This is a genomic window from Marinospirillum perlucidum (assembly GCF_003336805.1).
Lineage (GTDB): Bacteria > Pseudomonadota > Gammaproteobacteria > Pseudomonadales > Halomonadaceae > Marinospirillum > Marinospirillum perlucidum.
Window position 1 is genome coordinate 1 of record NZ_QFWJ01000004.1, and the last position, 19,445, is coordinate 19,445.

At 52.5% G+C, this 19,445-nt stretch carries 22 protein-coding genes and 1 rRNA gene; 19 read left to right on the forward strand and 4 right to left on the reverse strand.

All coding sequences use genetic code 11. From position 1 onward, the window contains the following. Positions 1–7 precede the first annotated feature (7 nt). Positions 8–123, forward strand: a 5S ribosomal RNA gene (rrf, locus tag DFK18_RS07125). Positions 124–234: 111 nt separating this feature from the next. Here the strand turns inward: rrf and DFK18_RS07130 are convergent. Further along, positions 235–780, reverse strand: a complete 546-nt coding sequence (locus tag DFK18_RS07130) for a hydrolase (protein WP_114417565.1) — start codon at positions 778–780, stop codon at positions 235–237. Positions 781–893: 113 nt separating this feature from the next. Between DFK18_RS07130 and DFK18_RS07135 the strand changes: the two genes are divergently transcribed. Next, positions 894–1,733 carry a Tim44 domain-containing protein gene (locus tag DFK18_RS07135; RefSeq protein WP_162299720.1) on the forward strand — a complete coding sequence of 280 codons (840 nt, stop codon included), beginning with the start codon at positions 894–896 and terminating at the stop codon, positions 1,731–1,733. A 31-nt stretch (positions 1,734–1,764) separates the two neighbouring features. Here DFK18_RS07135 and yaaA read toward each other — a convergent pair whose 3' ends face one another. After that, the gene (yaaA, locus tag DFK18_RS07140) at positions 1,765–2,538 is read right to left on the reverse strand and encodes a peroxide stress protein YaaA (RefSeq protein ID WP_114417567.1); all 774 of its coding nucleotides are present in this window, start codon (positions 2,536–2,538) and stop codon (positions 1,765–1,767) included. Between the two features lie 260 nt (positions 2,539–2,798). Between yaaA and DFK18_RS07145 the strand changes: the two genes are divergently transcribed. The 11 genes from DFK18_RS07145 (at position 2,799) to DFK18_RS07195 (ending at position 12,601) form a co-directional block, all read left to right on the forward strand. Beyond that, positions 2,799–3,257 carry a tetratricopeptide repeat protein gene (locus DFK18_RS07145; protein WP_114417568.1) on the forward strand — a complete coding sequence of 153 codons (459 nt, stop codon included), beginning with the start codon at positions 2,799–2,801 and terminating at the stop codon, positions 3,255–3,257. A gap of 94 nt (positions 3,258–3,351) precedes the next feature. After that, positions 3,352–3,831 carry a 3'-5' exonuclease gene (locus tag DFK18_RS07150; RefSeq protein ID WP_342769746.1) on the forward strand — a complete coding sequence of 160 codons (480 nt, stop codon included), beginning with the start codon at positions 3,352–3,354 and terminating at the stop codon, positions 3,829–3,831. Positions 3,832–3,895: 64 nt separating this feature from the next. Continuing rightward, positions 3,896–4,708 carry a crotonase/enoyl-CoA hydratase family protein gene (locus tag DFK18_RS07155; protein WP_114417570.1) on the forward strand — a complete coding sequence of 271 codons (813 nt, stop codon included), beginning with the start codon at positions 3,896–3,898 and terminating at the stop codon, positions 4,706–4,708. A gap of 7 nt (positions 4,709–4,715) precedes the next feature. Next, positions 4,716–6,491, forward strand: a complete 1,776-nt coding sequence (radD, locus tag DFK18_RS07160) for a DNA repair helicase RadD (RefSeq protein WP_114417571.1) — start codon at positions 4,716–4,718, stop codon at positions 6,489–6,491. Positions 6,492–6,523: 32 nt separating this feature from the next. Next, the gene (locus DFK18_RS07165; RefSeq protein ID WP_114417572.1) at positions 6,524–6,835 is read left to right on the forward strand and encodes a YqfO family protein; all 312 of its coding nucleotides are present in this window, start codon (positions 6,524–6,526) and stop codon (positions 6,833–6,835) included. A gap of 265 nt (positions 6,836–7,100) precedes the next feature. Continuing rightward, complete coding sequence (locus DFK18_RS07170; RefSeq protein ID WP_114417573.1) at positions 7,101–8,102, forward strand: cytochrome-c peroxidase; 1,002 nt, start codon at positions 7,101–7,103, stop codon at positions 8,100–8,102. A gap of 119 nt (positions 8,103–8,221) precedes the next feature. Continuing rightward, positions 8,222–9,046, forward strand: a complete 825-nt coding sequence (locus DFK18_RS07175; RefSeq protein ID WP_114417574.1) for an ion transporter — start codon at positions 8,222–8,224, stop codon at positions 9,044–9,046. After that, the gene (locus tag DFK18_RS07180; RefSeq protein ID WP_114417575.1) at positions 9,046–9,669 is read left to right on the forward strand and encodes a CoA pyrophosphatase; all 624 of its coding nucleotides are present in this window, start codon (positions 9,046–9,048) and stop codon (positions 9,667–9,669) included. Before DFK18_RS07175 ends, DFK18_RS07180 begins: the two co-directional genes overlap by 1 nt. 151 nt (positions 9,670–9,820) lie before the next feature. Then, the gene (locus tag DFK18_RS07185) at positions 9,821–11,002 is read left to right on the forward strand and encodes a GGDEF domain-containing protein (RefSeq protein WP_114417576.1); all 1,182 of its coding nucleotides are present in this window, start codon (positions 9,821–9,823) and stop codon (positions 11,000–11,002) included. Between the two features lie 22 nt (positions 11,003–11,024). After that, a complete protein-coding gene (locus tag DFK18_RS07190) occupies positions 11,025–11,549 on the forward strand; it encodes a gamma carbonic anhydrase family protein (RefSeq protein ID WP_114417577.1) in 525 nt (174 codons plus the stop codon). Positions 11,550–11,587: 38 nt separating this feature from the next. Continuing rightward, positions 11,588–12,601, forward strand: a complete 1,014-nt coding sequence (locus DFK18_RS07195) for a tryptophan--tRNA ligase (RefSeq protein WP_178006180.1) — start codon at positions 11,588–11,590, stop codon at positions 12,599–12,601. A gap of 39 nt (positions 12,602–12,640) precedes the next feature. Here the strand turns inward: DFK18_RS07195 and DFK18_RS07200 are convergent, their stop codons facing one another. Then, positions 12,641–13,945, reverse strand: coding sequence for an HlyC/CorC family transporter (locus DFK18_RS07200; protein ID WP_114417579.1), 1,305 nt, complete (start codon positions 13,943–13,945; stop codon positions 12,641–12,643). 13 nt (positions 13,946–13,958) lie between these two features. After that, on the reverse strand, positions 13,959–14,756 hold the full coding sequence (locus DFK18_RS07205; RefSeq protein WP_114417580.1) for a cytochrome C assembly family protein: 798 nt from the start codon (positions 14,754–14,756) through the stop codon (positions 13,959–13,961). A 149-nt stretch (positions 14,757–14,905) separates the two neighbouring features. On the opposite strand from DFK18_RS07205, the gene ffh reads away from it, so the two are divergent. The 6 genes from ffh to DFK18_RS07235 all read left to right on the forward strand — a co-directional run bounded on the left by ffh (position 14,906) and on the right by DFK18_RS07235 (position 19,437). After that, positions 14,906–16,303 carry a signal recognition particle protein gene (ffh, locus tag DFK18_RS07210; RefSeq protein WP_114417581.1) on the forward strand — a complete coding sequence of 466 codons (1,398 nt, stop codon included), beginning with the start codon at positions 14,906–14,908 and terminating at the stop codon, positions 16,301–16,303. Between the two features lie 280 nt (positions 16,304–16,583). Then, positions 16,584–16,832 (forward strand): 30S ribosomal protein S16, encoded by a 249-nt coding sequence (rpsP, locus tag DFK18_RS07215; protein WP_114417582.1) that lies wholly within the window; start codon positions 16,584–16,586, stop codon positions 16,830–16,832. A gap of 41 nt (positions 16,833–16,873) precedes the next feature. Continuing rightward, entirely contained in the window at positions 16,874–17,413 is a 540-nt protein-coding gene (rimM, locus tag DFK18_RS07220) for a ribosome maturation factor RimM (protein ID WP_114417583.1), read from the forward strand. A 17-nt stretch (positions 17,414–17,430) separates the two neighbouring features. Continuing rightward, positions 17,431–18,210, forward strand: a complete 780-nt coding sequence (gene trmD / locus DFK18_RS07225) for a tRNA (guanosine(37)-N1)-methyltransferase TrmD (RefSeq protein ID WP_425451592.1) — start codon at positions 17,431–17,433, stop codon at positions 18,208–18,210. Positions 18,211–18,227: 17 nt separating this feature from the next. Then, a complete protein-coding gene (rplS, locus tag DFK18_RS07230; protein WP_114417585.1) occupies positions 18,228–18,584 on the forward strand; it encodes a 50S ribosomal protein L19 in 357 nt (118 codons plus the stop codon). Between the two features lie 121 nt (positions 18,585–18,705). After that, positions 18,706–19,437, forward strand: a complete 732-nt coding sequence (locus tag DFK18_RS07235; RefSeq protein ID WP_162299721.1) for a DsbC family protein — start codon at positions 18,706–18,708, stop codon at positions 19,435–19,437. Positions 19,438–19,445 lie beyond the last annotated feature (8 nt).

Here is a 19,445-nt window from a genome sequence, read left to right on the forward strand (position 1 = left end):
CGTTACGCCTGACGACCTTAGCGAGTGGGAACCACCTGATCCCTTGCCGAACTCAGTAGTGAAACCACTCAGCGCCGATGATAGTGTGGGGCCTCCCCATGTGAAAGTAGGTCATCGTCAGGCACCTCTACTAAACCCCTTGAGCACTGCTCAAGGGGTTTTTTTATGCATGAAAATTGGCTCAGATGAAGGCTGCTAGGGCGAAGATCTCTTATAAATTGAAATACACCACCTCTAAACCAGCCAGCCTTTACTGATTTTTCTGAAAAGATCGGTTCCTGCTTTTTCCAGCCATTCACAGGCCACCATTTCTTTGCTGACAAGCTGTGCTCCGGCTGCTTGTAAGCGCGCTAGGGCCAGGTTCTTGTCATCAGCTCGGCGTGATCCCAGACCCTCTTCGACGAGAAATACCTGATAGCCGTGTTCAAGCAAGTCTGCTGCAGTTTGTAGGCAGCAAACATGGGTTTCGGTACCGACCAGAACAACCTGCTTGCGGCCCAGATCGGCAAGGTGGTTTTTGATGTGCTCTTCTCTCAGAGCGCTGAAGTGCATTTTCTGAAGGATTTCATCATCGTTAAGAAGTCTTTTTAAGGGGGAGAGAGTAGCTCCTAGTCCTTGTGGATATTGTTCTGTAGCTCTGACGGGAACTTGTATTTCTCTGGCTATTTCCATCAGCCATTGGCAGGTATTGACGACCTGGGAAGCCTGATGGATATGAGGGGCAAGACGACCTTGAACGTCAATAACAAGTAAAAGGCTTTGTGTTGGCTGTAACAGCATGATTAACTCCCTTACTAATGGTATTATTGTTAGACTTGAGTCTAATAAGGCAAGCCTTGTCTGGTTGCTGTGAAACTCCGCTTTTCATCCGGTTTTTTTATGAGGATAGTATCTTGACACGTTTTCTGGCCCTGAGTTTGAGTTGTTTGTTAATCTTTTTTGCCTGGGCTCAGGAGGCCGATGCAAGGCGTTTTGGTGGTGGCGTTTCAAGTGGCTTGTTTTCTCGTCAGGCTAAATCCTCTCCTCCCCCCACACGCCAGGAAACACCTGCAGTGAACCAGGCGGGCAAATCAACTGCTAGAAATCGAGGTTTGGCCGGTCCCCTGATGGGTCTGGCTGCAGGCGGTCTTCTGGCCAGTTTGTTTTTCGGGGGGGGCTTTGAAGGCATGCAAGGTCTGGATTGGATCTTAATATTGCTACTGGGATGGTTTGCTTTTTCCCTGATGCGTCGGCGCAGGGCCCAGTCATTAAGTCCTGCAGGGGCTTCTGTACCCGGGCAGCCGTTTGCTGAAAAAAACCTTTTTGATACTGCTCCAGGCAGCAGCGTCCAGCAGGCTAGTTATAGTCAGTCCAGGCAAGAGTATCCTCCGGGTTTTGATCAGGCAGGCTTTCTATCCCGTGCAAAGAGGTACTTTGTTGACTTGCAGCAGGCCTGGGATAACCGTGATTTCAGTTTGATTGAAGAATTTGTAACCCCGGCGCTCTTTCGCTTTCTGCAAGAAGAGCGCTCTCGCCAGCCAGGACAGACACGAACTCGTGTGGGCAAGTTGGATGCTGAAATCCTGCTAATGCAACCTGTCGGCAACAGCTACGAAGTGGCAGTCAGGTTTACCGGTAGTATTAGTGAGGAGGGTGCACCGGAGCAGCCTTTCTGTGAAATCTGGCATCTGACCCGTGACTGGAGTCAGCCCTCTGCACCCTGGTTGATTCAGGGTATCGAACAGGCAGAATAACGCTTAGAGGCCGGAAGAACCGGCCTCTTGGCTAGGTCTCCTTGCGCGTAAAGACCCAGCTATTGCCTTCCGACAGTGAAGAGTTGTAGGCGTAACCTTCCTTATCAAAACCCTTGAGTCCTTCGGGTTGGTCAATACGATTATCCAATTGATAGCGTGCCATTAGCCCCCGCGCCTTTTTGGCAAAGAAGCTGATGATTTTGTATTGGCCGTTTTTCCAGTCCTTGAAGACAGGTGTGATGACCTCAGCTTGAAGTTTTTTCTTGTCGAGTGCTTTGAAGTATTCCTGGGACGCCAGGTTGATAATCCACGGTTGTTCTTGTTCTGCTAGTTCTGCATTCAGGCGTTCGGTTAGGGTTTCTTTCCAGAAAGCATAGAGATCCGGGCCTGCTGGGTTCTTGAGTTTGGTGCCCATTTCCAGGCGATAGGCCTGAATCAGATCTAGCGGGCGCAAAAGGCCGTAAAGCCCTGAAAGTATCCGCAGGTGTTTTTGGCCGAAGTCCAGTGCCTCTTGATCCAGACTGGACGCATCCAGCCCTGTGTAAACATCGCCAGTAAAGGCCATGGCCGCTTGTTTGGCATTGTCAGGGGTAAAAGGAGGCTGCCACTCCTGATAGCGGGCTGCATTCAATGAGGCCAGCTTGTCGCTGATTTTCATCAACTCGGACAGCTCTTGAGGGGCCAGAGGCCTGAGTACATCAATCAGTTGAGCGGCTGGCTCCAGAAAATCCGGTTGGGTGTAGCTTGATGTGGTGGCAGGTGTTTCCAGATCCAGAGACTTGGCCGGGGAAAGCAGACTTAGCATGGGGGGACTCCATCTGAAGGTTTCTTGACCTAGTATATCAAGCCCTTGGGAAACACGGCAGGGTCAGCAGGGACTCCTGTTCCAGGTGGTTTTTTGATCCTGATCCAAAAGCTGTCATTTTGTTTGCATAAAATTTTAAAAAAAACTTATCAAATACCTCTCATATGATTACAATCCGCACACTTTCACAGATGCGAGCATTTTTGCTTGTTGAGCATCAACTTAATCCCTGTGCCCTGAAGCTTAATCATGAGGTCTTCATGCCATCATCAAACCAGCTCCTAGCCAGTTTGGAATTCTCACTTGCCGACCGTTTCTACAAGCTTGCCTGCAAGCCCGGCTTGAAGCTTTTCAGACACGCCACGCGTGCTCTGATGCATCATGCTGCAAAACTGGGGCACCAGCGCACTCTGCTGGTTTTTGGTCAGCGTTTGTTGACTGAGGGGACGACCAGCCGTGAGAAAATGCTGGGTGCTGAATATCTGATGCAAGCTGCCCATCAGGGTAACGCCGAAGCGCAATGGCTGGCGGGTTGCATCTATGAAAAAGGACTTCCTCCTTTTGTTTCCAGTGATCCCAATGCTGTGACCTGGTATGCCCGTGCAGCCGAGCAGGGACATGCCAAAGCACGCCAGCGACTGGCTCAGGCGTTCAGGCTGGGTGAGCTGGGATTGTCTGCCAGTGCTGAAAAAGCCAGTCAGTGGGATACAGACGCCTAACAGGCATCCTGCGCGGGCTTACCAAAGAGGCCCCGAATGAGCTAAACTCAGCTCAAGTTAAGTCTGTTTTCCAATGTAAGGGCACGGAATGGATATGCCATTCATTATTGATCTTGAAGCCTCAGGGTTTGGCCGCGGCAGCTATCCCATAGAAGTGGGTTTTGCGCGACCTGACGGGCAAGTGGCTGCGCGCCTGATAAAACCTGAACCTGATTGGACGCACTGGAGCGAAGAGGCTGAACAGGTCCATGGCATTTCCCGTGAACAGCTGTTTGAAGAAGGTCTTTCTGCCCGTGAAGTCGCACTCTGGTTGAACGAGGAACTTCAGGGTGAGACGGTTTACAGTGACAGCTGGGGGTTTGATAGCAGCTGGCTGGCTCTCCTTTTCCATCATGCTGGTTGCATGCAACGTTTTCGTATCGATACGCTTAACAAGCTATTGAGTGAAAAACAGCTGGCCGCTTGGGGGCAAATCAAGCAGCAGGTTCTGGATGATCTGCATCTGGTCCGCCATCGCGCTGCAGACGACGCTTATATGCTCCAGAGAACTTTCCGCATGACAGCCAGTCAGTGACAGGGCTTGTTTTTAAACGCCTGTTTGAATAGTCTTGTGAAAAATAACAACTCACGAGGCCCCTATGTCGACTCTATCGCTATCCAGCAGTTCCCCTCTCGAGGTCACCCAAGAAAACGGGGTGGCCGAGGTCATCCTGTCCCGGCCTGATCAACATAATAGCCTGAATATGCCCTTGATCGAGGCGTTGCTAGAGGTGATCCAGCAACTGCACGGTCAACGAGATCTAAGGGCTGTCATTCTGACGGGAGCTGGAGCCAGCTTTTGCAGTGGCTTGGATGTTGCCGGAGTCATGGCTGATCCCAAGAATATTCATTATCTCCTGAGTGGCTGTGACGGCTACCCGCATAACAAGGTGCAACACCTGGCTTTGGGCTGGCGTTCCCTCTCCGTACCGGTGATTGCAGCCATCCAGGGGCACTGCTATGGCGGTGGTTTGCAGATTGCTCTGGGTGCGGATCTTAGAGTTGCCCATCCGCAAAGCAAGTTGTCGGTGATGGAAGGCCGCTGGGGGATTATTCCTGACATGGGATTGAGCGTGACCGCACGTGGCTGTGTCAGGGAAGATTTGTTGCTGCGGCTGACTCTGACCGCCGAGATTCTAAGTGGGGATGAGGCTCTGCAAGCTGGACTGGTTACCGAAACTGCTGCAGAACCCCTGGCCCGGGCCAGGGAGGTGGCGGCTATCCTGACTCAGCGTTCGCCGGATATGGTCAAGGCCAGCAAACGCCTGCTACGCGACTCCTATACCCAAACCGATGATGAACGCCTGGCCATGGAAGAGAAATTGCAAAAAAGGCTTCTGGGTTCAGCCAATCAAATGGAAGCGGTAAGAGCCAACCTGGAGAAGCGCGCCCCCCATTTTAAAACGGAGTAGTCAGCTTCTGAGTGTAACCCTTCGTCCTTATCAACAGGAAGCCGTCACCCGGGTTTTGGATTGGTTTCGGCAAACCAGTCAGCCCGGTCTCTTGTGCCTGCCAACCGGTGCTGGTAAAAGTCTGGTGATTGCTGAACTGGCCCGTCTGGCGCGAGGCCGGGTTCTGGTGCTGGCCCATGTGCGCGAACTGGTTGAACAGAATGCGGCCAAGTATGCAGCCTATGGACTCGAAGCTGATATCTTCAGTGCTGGCCTGGGTAAGAAGGAGGCCGCCCGCCAGGTGGTCTTTGGTTCAGTGCAATCTGTGGTTCGCCACCTGGAGCACTTTGAAGATGCCGGTTTTACCCTCGTCGTCATTGATGAATGCCATCGGATCAGCCCCCAGGAAGACTCCGGCTATCAAAAGATTCTGGCTTTTCTGCATCAACTCAATCCGCAGTTGAAGGTGCTGGGCCTGACGGCTACCCCCTATCGTCTGGGGCAGGGGTTTATCTATTATCGCCACCTGCAGCAACAGGCTGTAAGAGGAACAGAAGAGGCCTTTTTCCAGGCCTGTCTTTACGAGTTGCCCCTGCGCTGGATGGTCTCCAAGGGTTATCTGGTTAAGCCGGTAAAAATGGATATGGCGCTTCTGGCTTATGATTTTTCTGCGCTGACTCCTCAAGCTTCAGGCCATTTTTCTCAAGATGAAATGCAGGCCGTTGTCGATAGCAGCCGCATCACTCCAGCGATTGTTGCTGATCTGCAGCGTCGAGCTGAAAAGAGACAGGGAGTCATGGTTTTCTGTGCCAGTGTTCGCCATGCTCGTGAAGTGGCCAGTCTACTCCCAGAGGAGGCAACCGCTTTGATTACCGGTGAGCTTAAAAGCAGCGAGCGCGAAGCTCTGATCCGACAATTTAAGCGCCGAGAACTGAAATACCTGGTCAATGTCTCTGTCCTGACTACAGGCTTTGACGCCCCTCATGTTGATGTCATTGCGCTTTTACGCCCGACAGAATCTGTCAGCCTTTATCAGCAGATTCTGGGGCGGGGGCTGCGACTCTCGCCGGAGACGGACAAGCAGGACTGTCTGCTACTGGATTACGCCGGCAATCCCTGGGATCCCTGGGCACCGGAAATTGCCGACCCCAAACCCAAGGGGGCAACCGAATTGGTGCAGGTACTCTGTCCGGCTTGTGGTTTTGCCAATAGCTTTTGGGGTAAAACGACTGCTGATGGCGAAGTGATCGAACACTACGGACGCCGCTGTCAGGGTTGGCTGGATGGGGTGGATGATCAAGCCGGACAAGCTTGCGATTTTCGCTTTCGTTTTCGAACCTGTCCTGAATGCGGAGGAGAGGCTGATATCGCTGCGCGCAGCTGTCCCCACTGTGATGCAATTCTGATCGATGCGGATCAGCAACTGAAACAGGCTCTGCAATTGCGGGATGCACGGGTACTCAGAGTCAGCGGTATGACGCTGGAAGTCTGTTTGAATGGCCGCGGATTGAAGCGTTTGAAGGTGAGCTACTACGATGAAGAAGGGTTAAGCCTCAGCGACTGGTATGGATTGGAAACCCCGGCCCAACGCCAGGTTTTTGAGAAAGTCTTTCTGCGCGAGCATCTCCGAGCCCCCGGGCTGCAATGGTCACCGCAAACGCCCGAGGAAGTGATTGCCAACCAGGAGTATCTGCGTTATCCGGATTTTGTCATTGCCCGTAAACTGCATAAAAAGCACTGGCGGATTCAGAAAAAGCTATTTGACTATCAAGGGCGTTACCGTACCGGGATTGCTGCCGGGTAATAACTTTACAAGTAAGTCTAAGGAGACCTTCTATGTACAAGCTAGCTTTCTATGTGCCGGAAGAGGCCGCTGAGGTCGTTAAACAGGCGGTTTTTGCCACCGGGGCGGGCCGCTTGGGGGATTACGCCGAATGCTGCTTTCAGACCCCGGGCCAGGGGCAATTCCGGCCACTGGAGGGAGCCAACCCTCACCTGGGAAAAAACGGACAACTGGAAAAAGTTGCTGAGTTGAAGGTAGAGCTACTTTGTCCCCAGGATTTGATTAAAGAAGCCCTGGCAGCCATTAAATCCAGTCATCCTTATGAAGAACCTGCTTATGAAGTCTGGAAGTTGGAAAACTTCTAATAATAGTAATTTTCTACCAGGCTGATAGTTTTATTTAAATATTAAAAGTGGTTTTTATTCGGCTTTTTTAAAATCCGTTTTATTTGTCTTTATCTTGATTTGGATCATGACTTCTGTCCGGGGCGTCTTGTTGGTTTAATGAAAACACTCTAGTCTCGAATCAGGGTTTATATTGATTGCTAAGTTATTGATTGATATAAGCTAATAGGCTGATAGTTAAAGGCTAATAGCTATACTATCAGTTCAATTAAATGAGGAGTAGGCTATGAGTTATCAACAACCCCTAAAGAAGGTCGCTGCAGTTTCAACCCTTCTGGGTGGGCTCTTAATATTGAGCCAACCGCTGCTGGCGAGTGATGGTTACTATGAGGACTATGCTGATCGTTTTGAACCCCTGCCAGCGATAGCTCCGCTTCCGGGTGATAATAGTCTGACACCGGAAAAGATTGAGCTGGGTAAGATGTTATTTTTTGAACCCCGTATTTCATCCAGTGGCGTGATCAGCTGTGCCACCTGTCACAATCCGGCACTGGGTTGGACGGATCGGATTCCCCGCGCTACGGGGCATGCCGGTCAAGTCGGGGAGCGCAATACTCCCACGGTATTAAACTCCGGCTTTTTTGATGCCCAGTTCTGGGATGGTCGGGCAGAAGATCTGGAAGCCCAGGCCCTGGGGCCGATTGAAGCCGGGGTGGAAATGAATATGCCTCTGGAAGAAGCCATCAAGCGCCTCAAGAGTTTTGAAACCTATCAACAGGCTTTTGCTGAAGCCTATGGGGCGCCCGACACCATTACTGAGGAAAACGTGGCCCGTGCCCTGGCCAGTTTCCAGCGCACCTTGAATACCCCCAATTCGCGTTTTGACCGCTACCTGCGCGGTGACCTCAATGCACTCACCGAGCAGGAAAAGCGGGGTATGGCCGCCTTTGCTGACAATGGTTGCACCGCTTGTCACTCGGGGCCAGCTTTGACCGATAGTAACTTTCATGCCATCCAGGTACCGGGTTCCACTGACGAAGGGCGTTATGGCGTGACTGGTGACCAGGGTGACATGCACCGCTTCAAGACACCAACCCTGCGTAATGTCGCTGTCACCTATCCTTATTTTAATAATGGTGGGGTTGCTGAACTGGATCGTGCGGTTCAGGTCATGGCCAGAGAAATGCTAGGCCGTGAATTTGATGAGCAAACCATTGAAGATGTTGTCGCCTTCTTGCATACCCTGACTGGGGAGATGCCAGACGTGGCAATTCCTGCTCTGCCCTGATGTTGGCGGGAAAGCTCAGGGAAGAGCTTTCTTATCCCGCTGACCCAGACAAAGCTTGCGCCCTGCCTAGCTTCACGGATAATAGTCTGCTTTGTACCCTTTTGGAGTCAGCAGCTTAAATGAGTGTAACAGCATCCCTGTGGCGTGACCGTCTGGAAAACCTGCGCAGCCACAAGTTTTTTGAACTGATTGTTATCGCCATCATTATCGTGTCGGCGCTTTTGATCGGTGCAAAAACCTATGAAGAAAGCAGCCATTTTGAACAGGTGATCTATTGGCTGGATTGGGCCGTCACCTTCTTTTTTCTGATTGAAATTATCATCCGGATCGCTGCTGAAAAACGAACACTGGATTTTTTCCGCCGGGGCTGGAACCTGTTTGATTTTGTCATAGTGACAGCGAGCCTGATTCCCATCGACGATTCGCAAATGGTATTGCTGGCACGCCTGCTGCGGGTGCTCAGGGTTTTGCGTCTGGTTTCCATGATTCCGGAACTGCGTATGCTACTGACCTCTTTGGTGAAATCCTTGCCGCGTATGGGCTATGTCGCCCTGATCATGTTTATTATTTTTTATATTTACGGTGCGATAGGCAGCTTTCTGTTCCATGATGTTGATGAAAAACTCTGGGGTAATATCGCCCTGGCCATGTTGACACTCTTCCAGGTGGCGACTTTTGAAAGCTGGGCAACTGCAGTGCTTTACCCGGCCATGGAGCACTACCCTTACAGCTGGATTTATTTTCTGAGTTTTATTTTCCTGAATGCTTTTATCTTTTTGAATATGATGATCGGTATTGTTTTGGATGTAATGCAAAAGGAAACGGCTCTTCAGGAGATTGAAACGGGTGAGGGGGAAGCCGCAGAAATTCATTGGTTGCGTGAGCATGTTGAACGCCAGCAGGCGCAACTCGATCGTATTGAAGCCAAACTGGATCGTTCCTAATGTTGGATTTATTGCGGCAAAACCTGGCCGGCCATCAGCCTTCTCAGCTCGAAGGAATTGATTATCCTCAGGCTGCTGTGCTCTTGCCGATTACCCGTGAGCCGGACCCCCAGCTGATTTTTACCCGGCGGGCGGGCCATCTATCCACACACAGTGGCCAGGTGGCTTTTCCCGGCGGTAAGCGTGATCCTGAAGATCCTTCGCTGGTGGCTACAGCCCTGCGTGAGGCCGAAGAGGAAATAGGGCTGGAGCCAGAGCAGGTGGAGGTGCTGGGCGCCTTGGGCGAATTGATTTCCCTGCATGGTATTCGTGTGACCCCCTATGTTGGCCTGATCCCTGCATCCCTGGAACTGGTTCCCTGTGAAGATGAGCTGGACGCCATTTTTTCTGTACCCCTGCGCTGGTTTGCCGAGGATCAACGTAGCCATACGGACCAGATCCAGGTTGCTGATCGCTGCCTTTATGTGCCCAGCTATCAATGGCAGGAATATCGAATTTGGGGGCTTTCGGCGATGATGCTGGTGGAGTTGCTTCAGGTAGGTCTGCAGCAGGATATCAGTCTGGATCAAAAGCCCGGCGGCGACCTGGTTCGCCACCCGGTCAGGCCTTTTCCACCGCGATAAAATGCCTTAAGTAAACCGGTGGTTAACTTGCCGAATGTGGGGGGAGTGATAAATTGTATTTTATGGATTTTATATACATGACAGATCAAGTCCGGAAGAGGATGATCTGAAGTAAACTGCAAACACGTTAGCGCAGGGTGGCAGCCACACGATGAGCCTGGATTCTTTTATTGATATTCGAACCATGATGGTGATGCTCGGAGTGGGCGGCATCGTTTTGGGGCTGGTGATTCTTCTTTACCAACATGAAAATCATCGTAACCCGGCTCTTTATGCCTGGCTGTGGGCTCAACTATGCAAGGGCCTGGCCATTTTTATTGTCGGTCTGCGTGGTTGGATTCACTATGATTTGAGTGTGCATCTGGGCAATACCCTGCTCTACCTGGGTTTTGCGCTGGAAGTCATGGCCTACTTCCATTATGCCTTCGGGCGCTGGAGCAGGCATTTTCTGCCCGGCTTTCTGCTCTTCAGTCTGGTGGTGATCAATCTAGCCGCTGCTCTGACCCCGCAAGAAGGCCCCCGAGGTCATCTGACCGTCATGGGTTCTCTGTTCATGGGCAGCTTTACCGCTATCAGCGCTTGGGTGCTTTTTCGTTCCAGGCCGAAGAAATCAGCCTTGCTGTGGTTGCTGATTGTTGCCCAGAGTATGGCTGTGGTGATTTTTGCTTTCCGTTGCCTGGGGGCTTGGGTGAATCCCGAGCATGCAGCGCTCACCAGCTCTTTGACCAACCAACTGGCTTATCTCTTCTATTATGCGCTGATGCTGGTCAACGGCTTTAGCTTTATTCTGCTGGTCAAGGAGGATACTGATGCCGCCATGCGGCGGATGGCGATTACCGATTCCCTGACCGGCCTGGCGAACCGGCGCTATTTTCTTCAAGCCAGTGAGCGTCAACTAGCCCGTAAAGCAGGCGGCTGCTTGATGATGCTGGATGTGGATTTCTTCAAAAAGGTGAACGACCGCTATGGTCATGCCGTGGGGGATAAGACCCTGCAGGTGGTGGCCCATATCCTGCAAGAACATCTCAACAAAAACCAGATATTGGCTCGCATGGGCGGGGAGGAGTTTGCCGCCTTTTTACCCGGAGAAAATTTACCGGCAGCAGAAAAGCAGGCCTGGAATATTTGCCGCGATCTGGCGGCTACCCCGATTTGCTTGGATGAAATCAATCTGAAGGTTACTATAAGCATCGGTCTGACTTGCTTTGATGCCGATCTGCCTCTGGATGCAGCCTTGACCCGGGCGGACGATGCCCTTTATCTGGCCAAACGCCAGGGGCGCAATCAAGTTCAGATCTATTCGGAACCAACCAGTATCCCCGTGGGTGGATAACTGCTTAAGACAGGTAAAGAAGATGCTTTATGATCTTGAAGACCGCCGGGTCCAGCTTCTGAGTGAAGAGATTTTTATCGCGCCCAATGCCACCCTGATCGGTAGTGTGATCCTGCACGAAGAAGCCAGCGTCTGGTTTAACGTTGTCGCCCGGGGCGATAATGATCCCATTACCCTGGGTCCGCAAAGTAACGTTCAGGATGGCAGCATTCTGCATACCGATGTGGGCTTTCCCCTGACCCTCGGGCGTGGTGTGACAGTCGGCCACAAGGCCATGCTGCATGGTTGCCAGATCGGCGATTTCAGCCTGATCGGTATGAATGCGGTGGTTCTGAATGGAGCCAAGATCGGTCGCTATTGCCTGATTGGTGCCAATACCCTGATTCCTGAAGGAATGGTGGTTCCCGATGGTTCCCTGGTGCTGGGTTCACCCGGCCAGATCAAGCGGGAACTAACCGAAGAGCAAAAAGCCCATCTGGAAGCCAGTGCCGCCCATTATGTAGAAAATGGCCAGCGTTATCTGAATAGCTTCCGTCCCCGCCCCTGATTTTTCTTCATTGATGTCTATAAGGTTTTATAACAAGCATGAGTAAAACAACCGTACTGACCGGTATCACCACCACGGGTACTCCTCATCTGGGTAATTACGTCGGCGCTATACGTCCGGCTATTGCTGCCAGCCGTGACCAGAGCATGACCCCCTACTTTTTTCTGGCGGACTTTCATGCCCTGATCAAGTGTCATGAACCCGAGCGGGTTGCAGCCTCGCGTCGTGAAATTGCTGCAACCTGGCTGGCACTGGGTCTGGATACGGACAATGCGGTTTTTTATCGGCAAAGTGATATCCCCGAGATTCCCGAATTAACCTGGCTGTTGACCTGTGTTGCCGCCAAGGGTTTGATGAACCGGGCTCATGCCTATAAAGCGGCTGTACAGGAAAACTTGGATGCCGGTGACAAGGACCCGGATGCGGGCATCAATATGGGGCTGTATAGCTACCCGATCCTGATGGCTGCCGATATTCTGATGTTCAATGCCAATCGTGTGCCTGTGGGTCGTGACCAGATTCAGCATATTGAAATGGCCCGTGATATCGGTCAGCGCTTTAACCACATTTTTGGTGAAGACTTCTTTGCTTTGCCGGAAGCGGTAGTCGATGACCGGGTGGCGGTATTGAATGGCCTGGATGGCCGCAAGATGAGCAAAAGCTACAACAACACCATTCCGCTGTTTGAATCGGAAAAGAAATTCCGCAAGCTGATCAACAAGATCAAAACCAATTCCCTGGAGCCGGGTGAACCCAAGGATACCGAGGGCTGCACGCTCTTCCAGATCTATTCGGCTTTTGCCAGTGAAGAAGAAGCCCAGGCCATGAAGCAGCGTTACGCCGAGGGTATTGCCTGGGGTGAAATGAAGAAGGAACTGTTTGAATACCTGAACGAACAGCTGCGTGGACCTCGTGAAGAGTACCAGCGTCTTCTTGACGATCCTGGGCATATCGAAGCCGTCCTGCAGCAGGGTGCTGAAAAAGCCAGAAGCTATGCCACACCCTTCTTAGAGCGTTTGAAGCAGGCCGCAGGTTTGGGCAATTTTGTATAAATGCCCTGGCCTCTAACCTGCTAATCAGCCGGTGGCTTCTCAAGAGCCGCCGGCTTTTTTCTTTTTACCCTTACGCTTCTTCGGGGAGACTTCCCAACAGCGAACCGCCTTGATCAGGTTCTCTTTGACTTCCAGTGTTTCGATGCGGTAGCTGCCAAAGGTTACGCAGGTATTGCCATCGGGGATGGATTCCAGGTATTCCAGAATCAAACCGTTGAGGGTCTTGGGGCCGTGGGTCGGTAGTTCCCACTCCAGCTGCTTGTTCACTTCACGAACAGTGGCGCTGGCATCAATCAGCCAGGAGCCATCCTGTTGTGGCTGGATATCATCCTGATGGTTGGGTACATCCGTGGTGAATTCGCCGACGATCTCTTCCAGAATATCCTCCAGAGTCACCAGCCCCTGAACATCGCCGTATTCATCCACGACGATGCCAATCCGGCGCTTTTCTTTCTGAAAATTGAGAAGCTGTGTCTGCAGGGGGGTGGACTCAGGGATGAAATAGGGTTCTCGGGTTTCCTGGACCAGCATCCCCTTGGTGGGTTCGGAGGCTGCCAGAAGCCTTAGACCGCCACGCAGATGCAGAATGCCAACCACGTTGTTGATGTCATTCTTGTAAACCGGTAAGCGCGTATGCTGGCTGTGTCTGAGCTGTTTAAGCAGGGTGTCCATATCCTGCTCCAGGTCCAGACCGACCACCTCCTGGCGGGGGATCATGATGTCATCCACGGTGATGTTTTCCAGATCCAGAATGGACAGGAGCATCGCCTGGTGACGGCTGGGGATCAGATTGCCGGCTTCGTTAACCACGCTGCGCAATTCTTCGCTGGTAAGGCTGTCCTGCTTGCGCTCGTCCGGGCGAACCCCCATGAGGCGCAAGAGGAAGTTGCTGAATAGATTGACCAGCCAAACCAGCGGGTAAAGCAATTTCAACAAGGGATGCAGGGCAAAGGAGGCGGGCCGGGCAAATTTTTCCGGATGCAGGGCGGCCAGCGTCTTGGGTGTGACCTCGGAAAAGATCAGAACCGTAATGGTAAGGAGCGTGGTGGCGACCAGTGGCCCCAGGCTTTCGCCGAGAAAATGAATCGCAATAACCGTCGCAATTGCTGCGGCAAAATTGTTGACGAAGTTATTGCCGATCAGGATGACACCCAGCAGACGGTCGGGACGCTGCAGCAGTTGGGTGATGCGCAGAGCGGATTTATCGCCCTGCTTGGCCTTGTGGTTCAGACGATAACGGTTGATCGACATCATTCCCGTTTCGGAACCGGAGAAAAAAGCCGAAAGGGCTATCAAAAGGGCGAGAAGTCCCAGTAATAGCCCCAGGGGTAATTCAGTGTTCAAACAAACTTATCCTCTATCCAGTTAAAAACTGCAGTACCAGCTTGCTGCCAAAATAGGCCAGGAGCAGCAAGAGGCTACCTCCCAGAGTCCAGCGCACGGCGATAATACCCCGCCAACCCAAACGCCAACGGCCAACCAGAAGAATGCCGAAGGTCAGCCAGGCGGCCAGGGAAAAGAAAGTCTTGTGGGCGTTGCCGCCGGTAAATAGCTGGTCAAGAAAAATAAAGCCACTAAGAATGCCCAGAGTCAGCAAAACTTGACCGGCGATCAGCAGGTCGAAGAGCAGCCGCTCCATGGTTTGTAGCGGAGGCAGTACCGAAATCAGCCCTTTTAAATGGTGATGCTTGAGTTGGCGGTTCTGCAGAGCCAGGAGTACTGCCTGTACGCTGGCCAGGGCAAAGAGGCTGTAAGCTGATAGAGAGGCCAGTACGTGGAATAGAAGTCCTTCTTTTCCAGCCGGGAGTTGATAGTGTTCTTCAGGGAGCTGTCCCAGCAGCAACAGAACACCCGCCAGGGGAAAAAGAGCTACGGCCAGATTCAGTGTAGGATGGCGCAGACTGGCCAGCAGGATGAAGGCGCAGATCAGCCAGCTCAGCAGCGAGGCGACATCCAGCAGGCCCAGGGAAAGTCCCGTGGCTAAATCCAGTTGGCTGTAGAGAACGATAGCATGATTGATCAGGGCGACCAGACCCAGGACACGGACCAGTCGGTTGTTTTCCGGGGCTCGGCCCAGCAGGCGCATACCCACCCAGGAAGCCCCGGCCAGGTAAAAGGCAATTGCCAGTAAAGTAAAAGGAAGAAAGGCAGCCATGCTCGGAAACGAATGCTCCTAAAAAGAAACGGGTTAACCGCCTATCCTAGCGGATTAAGACAGCTTTGACATCAATTCTTGCCGACTTCATGGAGTAATCAGGGGTGTCTAGTCTATAATCGCACAAATTACAATTTTTGGGGATGAAGATGTTTGAAAGTCTAAGTGACCGTCTATCGAATACGCTGCGTAGCCTATCCGGTAATGCCAAGCTGACCGAGGCCAATATCAAGGATACCCTGCGCGAAGTGCGCATGGCCCTGTTGGAGGCGGATGTCGCCCTGCCGGTGGTGAAAGCCTTTATTGATCAGGTGCGGGAAAGAGCGGTCGGTCAGGAGGTATCCAAGGCCCTCAAGCCGGGCGAGCAGTTTCTAAAAATTGTTAATGAAACCCTGACCCAGTTGATGGGTGAATCCCAGGTGCCTCTGGAGTTGAAAGGGGAGCCTGCGGTTGTGCTCATGGCTGGTCTGCAGGGGGCGGGTAAAACCACCACCGTGGCCAAGCTGGCGCGGTATCTGCGCGAGCGGGAAAAGAAAAAGGTGCTGGTGGTTTCCACCGACGTCTATCGTCCCGCAGCCATGGATCAGTTGCAGACTCTGGCGACCGAAGTTGAAGTGGATTGCTTCCCGGCCAAACCTGACCAGAAGCCTTCTGCAATCGTGTCGGCAGCGATGAAGGAAGCCAAGATTCAATTCTACGATGTGCTGCTGGTGGATACTGCCGGTCGTTTGCACGTCGATGAAGAAATGATGTCGGAGATCAAGTCTCTGCATGCCGAGCTGAAGCCTTCAGAAACGCTCTTTGTTGTTGACGCCATGACCGGTCAGGATGCCGCCAATACCGCCAAGGCCTTTAATGAAGCCCTGCCGCTGACCGGTGTCGTGCTCACCAAGGCAGATGGTGATGCCCGTGGTGGTGCGGCCCTGTCGGTACGTCACATCACCGGCAAGCCCATCAAGTTCATGGGTATGGGTGAGAAAACCGATGCTCTGGAGCCTTTCTATCCTGATCGTATCGCTTCGCGCATCCTGGGTATGGGTGACCTCCTGTCCCTGATCGAGGAAGCTGAGCGTACGCTGGACAAGGGCAAGGCGGAAAAGCTGGCCAAGAAGGTCAAGAAGGGTAAAGGCTTTGATCTGGAAGATTTCCGTGAGCAGCTGCTGCAGATGAAAAAGATGGGCGGCATGTCGAGCATGCTGGAAAAACTCCCGGGCATGGGCAATATGGCCAAGCTGGCTGAGCAGCAGGGGCCCATGAAGGAGATGGGTAAGATGGAGGCCATCATCAATTCCATGACGCCTTGGGAAAGACGCAAGCCGGAACTGCTCAATGGTTCGCGTAAAAGACGCATCTGTGAAGGTTCGGGCACCCAGTTGCAGGATCTGAATCGTCTGATCAAGCAGCATAAGCAGATGCAGAAGATGATGAAGAAGATGACCAGCAAGGGTGCTGTTGCCAATATGATGCGCGGCATGCAGGGTCAGATGCCTCCCGGTATGGGTGGCGGTGGTCCCATGGGTGGGGGCGGTTTCCCGCCTCGCTTCTGATAAAAGCAGGAAACGGCTTGCGTTTCGCGCGTTGGTTACTACAATAGCGCAACCTGAATTTTTATGACGTGAATTGGCGTAAAAATAAAGGCAAAGCTTCCCAAGGAAGAAGTTATCCATTAGAATACTTCGCCTTTCGGGTGCCTTGCCTTTTGAACAGGTTTTCAATGCGGGGTTGGCTACTCGAATTGAATATCCCTGGTCGCTAAATTTTTTTAGTGGATTCAGGCTAAAAGCAGCCTGATCTGCATTTCCGAATAGCTTAAAGGAAAGACTTGCAATGGTAACCATTCGTTTGGCTCGTGGCGGTGCAAAAAAACGCCCTTTTTATCATGTACACGTAACCGACTCTCGTAAGTCGCGTGATGGTCGCTACATCGAGCGTCTGGGTTTCTTTAACCCTGTCGCCCGTGGCAACTCTGAGCGTCTGCGTCTGGATCTGGACCGCCTGCAGCACTGGGTAGGTCAGGGTGCACAGCTGTCAGATCGCGTTGCCAAGCTGGCCAAAGAAGCTGCTGAGCAGCAGTAATTGCTGGCAAATCACTTCTTGTCGCAAGTGGATCGGGTTGTATGAACAAACCGAACTCTAGCGGCAACAGTGAAGTCCTTTTAGGACGCATTACCAGTGTTTTTGGTATTAAAGGCTGGGTGAAGGTCTACTCCTACACAGAGCCGATGGAAAATCTGCTGGAGTATCCCGAGTGGATTCTTTGGCATCAAGGCAAAAGTTTTTCTGTCACCAGAACCGGTGGCCGCAAACAGGGCAAAGGCCTGGTGGCCAAAATCAAGGGTTATGACACCCCTGAGGAAGCCAAGCTGTTAGCCGGAGCAGAAATACGTTTGCCTGAAGAAGCCTTGCCCCCGCTTCCGGAAGGGGAGTACTACTGGAACCAGTTGATTGGTCTTCAGGTGTATAACAGCGAAGGTCAGCTGTACGGCAAGGTCAACCATCTGTTGGAAACAGGCGCCAATGACGTTTTGATCGTCAAGCCCTGTAAAGGCAGTCTGGATAGTCAGGAGCGTCTGATTCCCTGGCTATTGCCGGAAGTTGTCAAGCAGGTGGATCTGGAGTCCGGTGTCTTGCAGGTTGACTGGGACGCTGACTTTTAAACAACTGAATAAGTGAGATGTGCAGGGTGTGGTTTGGTGTAGTTTCTCTGTTTCCACAGATGTTTACAGCTATCACCGACCAGGGGGTGACTTCCCGGGCTATTAAACAGGGCCTGCTGGAAGTGGATTTCTGGAACCCTCGGGATTTTACCCACGACCGTCATCGGACTGTTGATGATCGTCCTTACGGTGGTGGCCCCGGCATGTTGATGAAGGTTGAACCGCTGCGTGCAGCCATCCAGGCCGCGAAGCAGGCTGCTGGACCTGAGGCCAAGGTGATTTACCTGTCGCCCCAGGGGCGTAAGCTGGATCAGGCAGGCGTAGTGGAATTGGCGTCCAGGCAGAAGCACATTCTGGTTGCTGGTCGTTATGAAGGGATTGATGAGCGCCTTATGGCCTCAGAAATCGACGAGGAATGGTCTGTTGGTGACTATGTCCTCAGTGGTGGAGAACTGGCCGCCATGGTGCTGATGGATTCGGTATCCCGTTTGGTTCCGGGTGTCCTGGGGCACGAGGCTTCGGCAGATGAAGATTCCTTTGCTGAAGGGCTGCTGGATTGTCCACATTATACAAGACCCGAAGTGATCGACGGGCACGGCGTTCCCGAGGTGCTGCTGAGCGGTAACCATGAAGCTATACGCCGGTGGCGCCTCAAGCAGGCGCTGGGTCGAACCTGGTTGCGGCGACCTGATCTGCTGGCAGACCGCCAGTTGGATAAGGAGCAGCAGGAATTGTTAGCAGAATTTATCCGCGAATACGATGCCCCGCTTACCAGGGCGCAAGTCGAGCGGCCTTAGTCTAGGAGCGAGCAGCAATGAGTAACAGAAACCCTATTATCCAGGCTCTTGAAGCCGAACAGATGAACAAAGAAGTCCCCAGCTTTGGTCCCGGCGACACAGTTGTCGTTCAGGTCAAGGTTAAGGAAGGTAACCGTGAGCGCCTGCAGGCGTACGAAGGTGTGGTTATTGGCAAGCGTAACCGCGGCCTTAACTCTGCTTTCACCGTGCGCAAGATCTCCAGTGGTCTGGGTGTTGAGCGTACCTTCCAGGTTTACAGCCCGCTGGTTGACTCTATTGAAGTCAAGCGTCGTGGTGATGTACGCCAGGCCAAAATCTACTACCTGCGTGAGCGTTCAGGTAAATCTGCACGTATCAAGGAAAAGCTGGCTTAATTCAAGCCGAGCTTGCTGCCAGCTGGCAGTGCAGAGAAAAACGGGCGCCCCAGGGTGCCCGTTTTTGTTTTTTGGGCTACTCCTAGGCATACTGTCGCCTTGGATTCCCGGGAGAAATTTAATGCGTATTTTGCAGGTTATCTGGGCCTCACTGGTCCTGAGTCTGGCCCTGGCTGCTTCGGCTCAGGCCGCACAACCCGACCAGAGCTTCATCGAGCAGCAGCTACAAACCATCGACCCCCGGATTGCAATTGAATCCCTGGAGTCGACCCCTGTTGAAGGTGTTTTTGAAGTCCTGCTCAACTCGGGCGATCTGGTCTATGTCAGTGAAGACGGTGAGCATCTGTTTGCTGGCAGTCTGTTGGCGCTGAACGATGATGGTGTTACCGATCTTACCGAAAACAAACGCAGTCAACTGCGCCGTAGCCAGCTTCAGGCCATCCCTGCCGAAGAGCAGGTGGTGTTTCCTGCCGAAGGTGAAACACGCGCTATAGTTCAGGTCTTTACCGATATCACCTGCCCCTATTGCCGTCGTCTGCACGGAGAAGTGCCCGAACTCAATGCTGCGGGTGTGGAAGTACGTTATCTTGGATTTCCGCGTCAGGGCCTGCAAAGTGATGGTCATCAGCAGCTGGTCAATGTCTGGTGTGCCGATGATCGGGCAGAAGCCATGACACTGGCCAAGTCGGGGGAAAACCTGCCCGCGGCCGACTGTGAAACGCCGATTGCCGAGCAGTATCAACTGGCACGCAGTCAGGGCATCCAGGGAACCCCTGCAATCATTCTGCCCGAGGGGCGCATTATTCCCGGTTATGTACCGGCTGCACGTCTGCTCAGTGAGCTGGGTCTATAAACATAAAA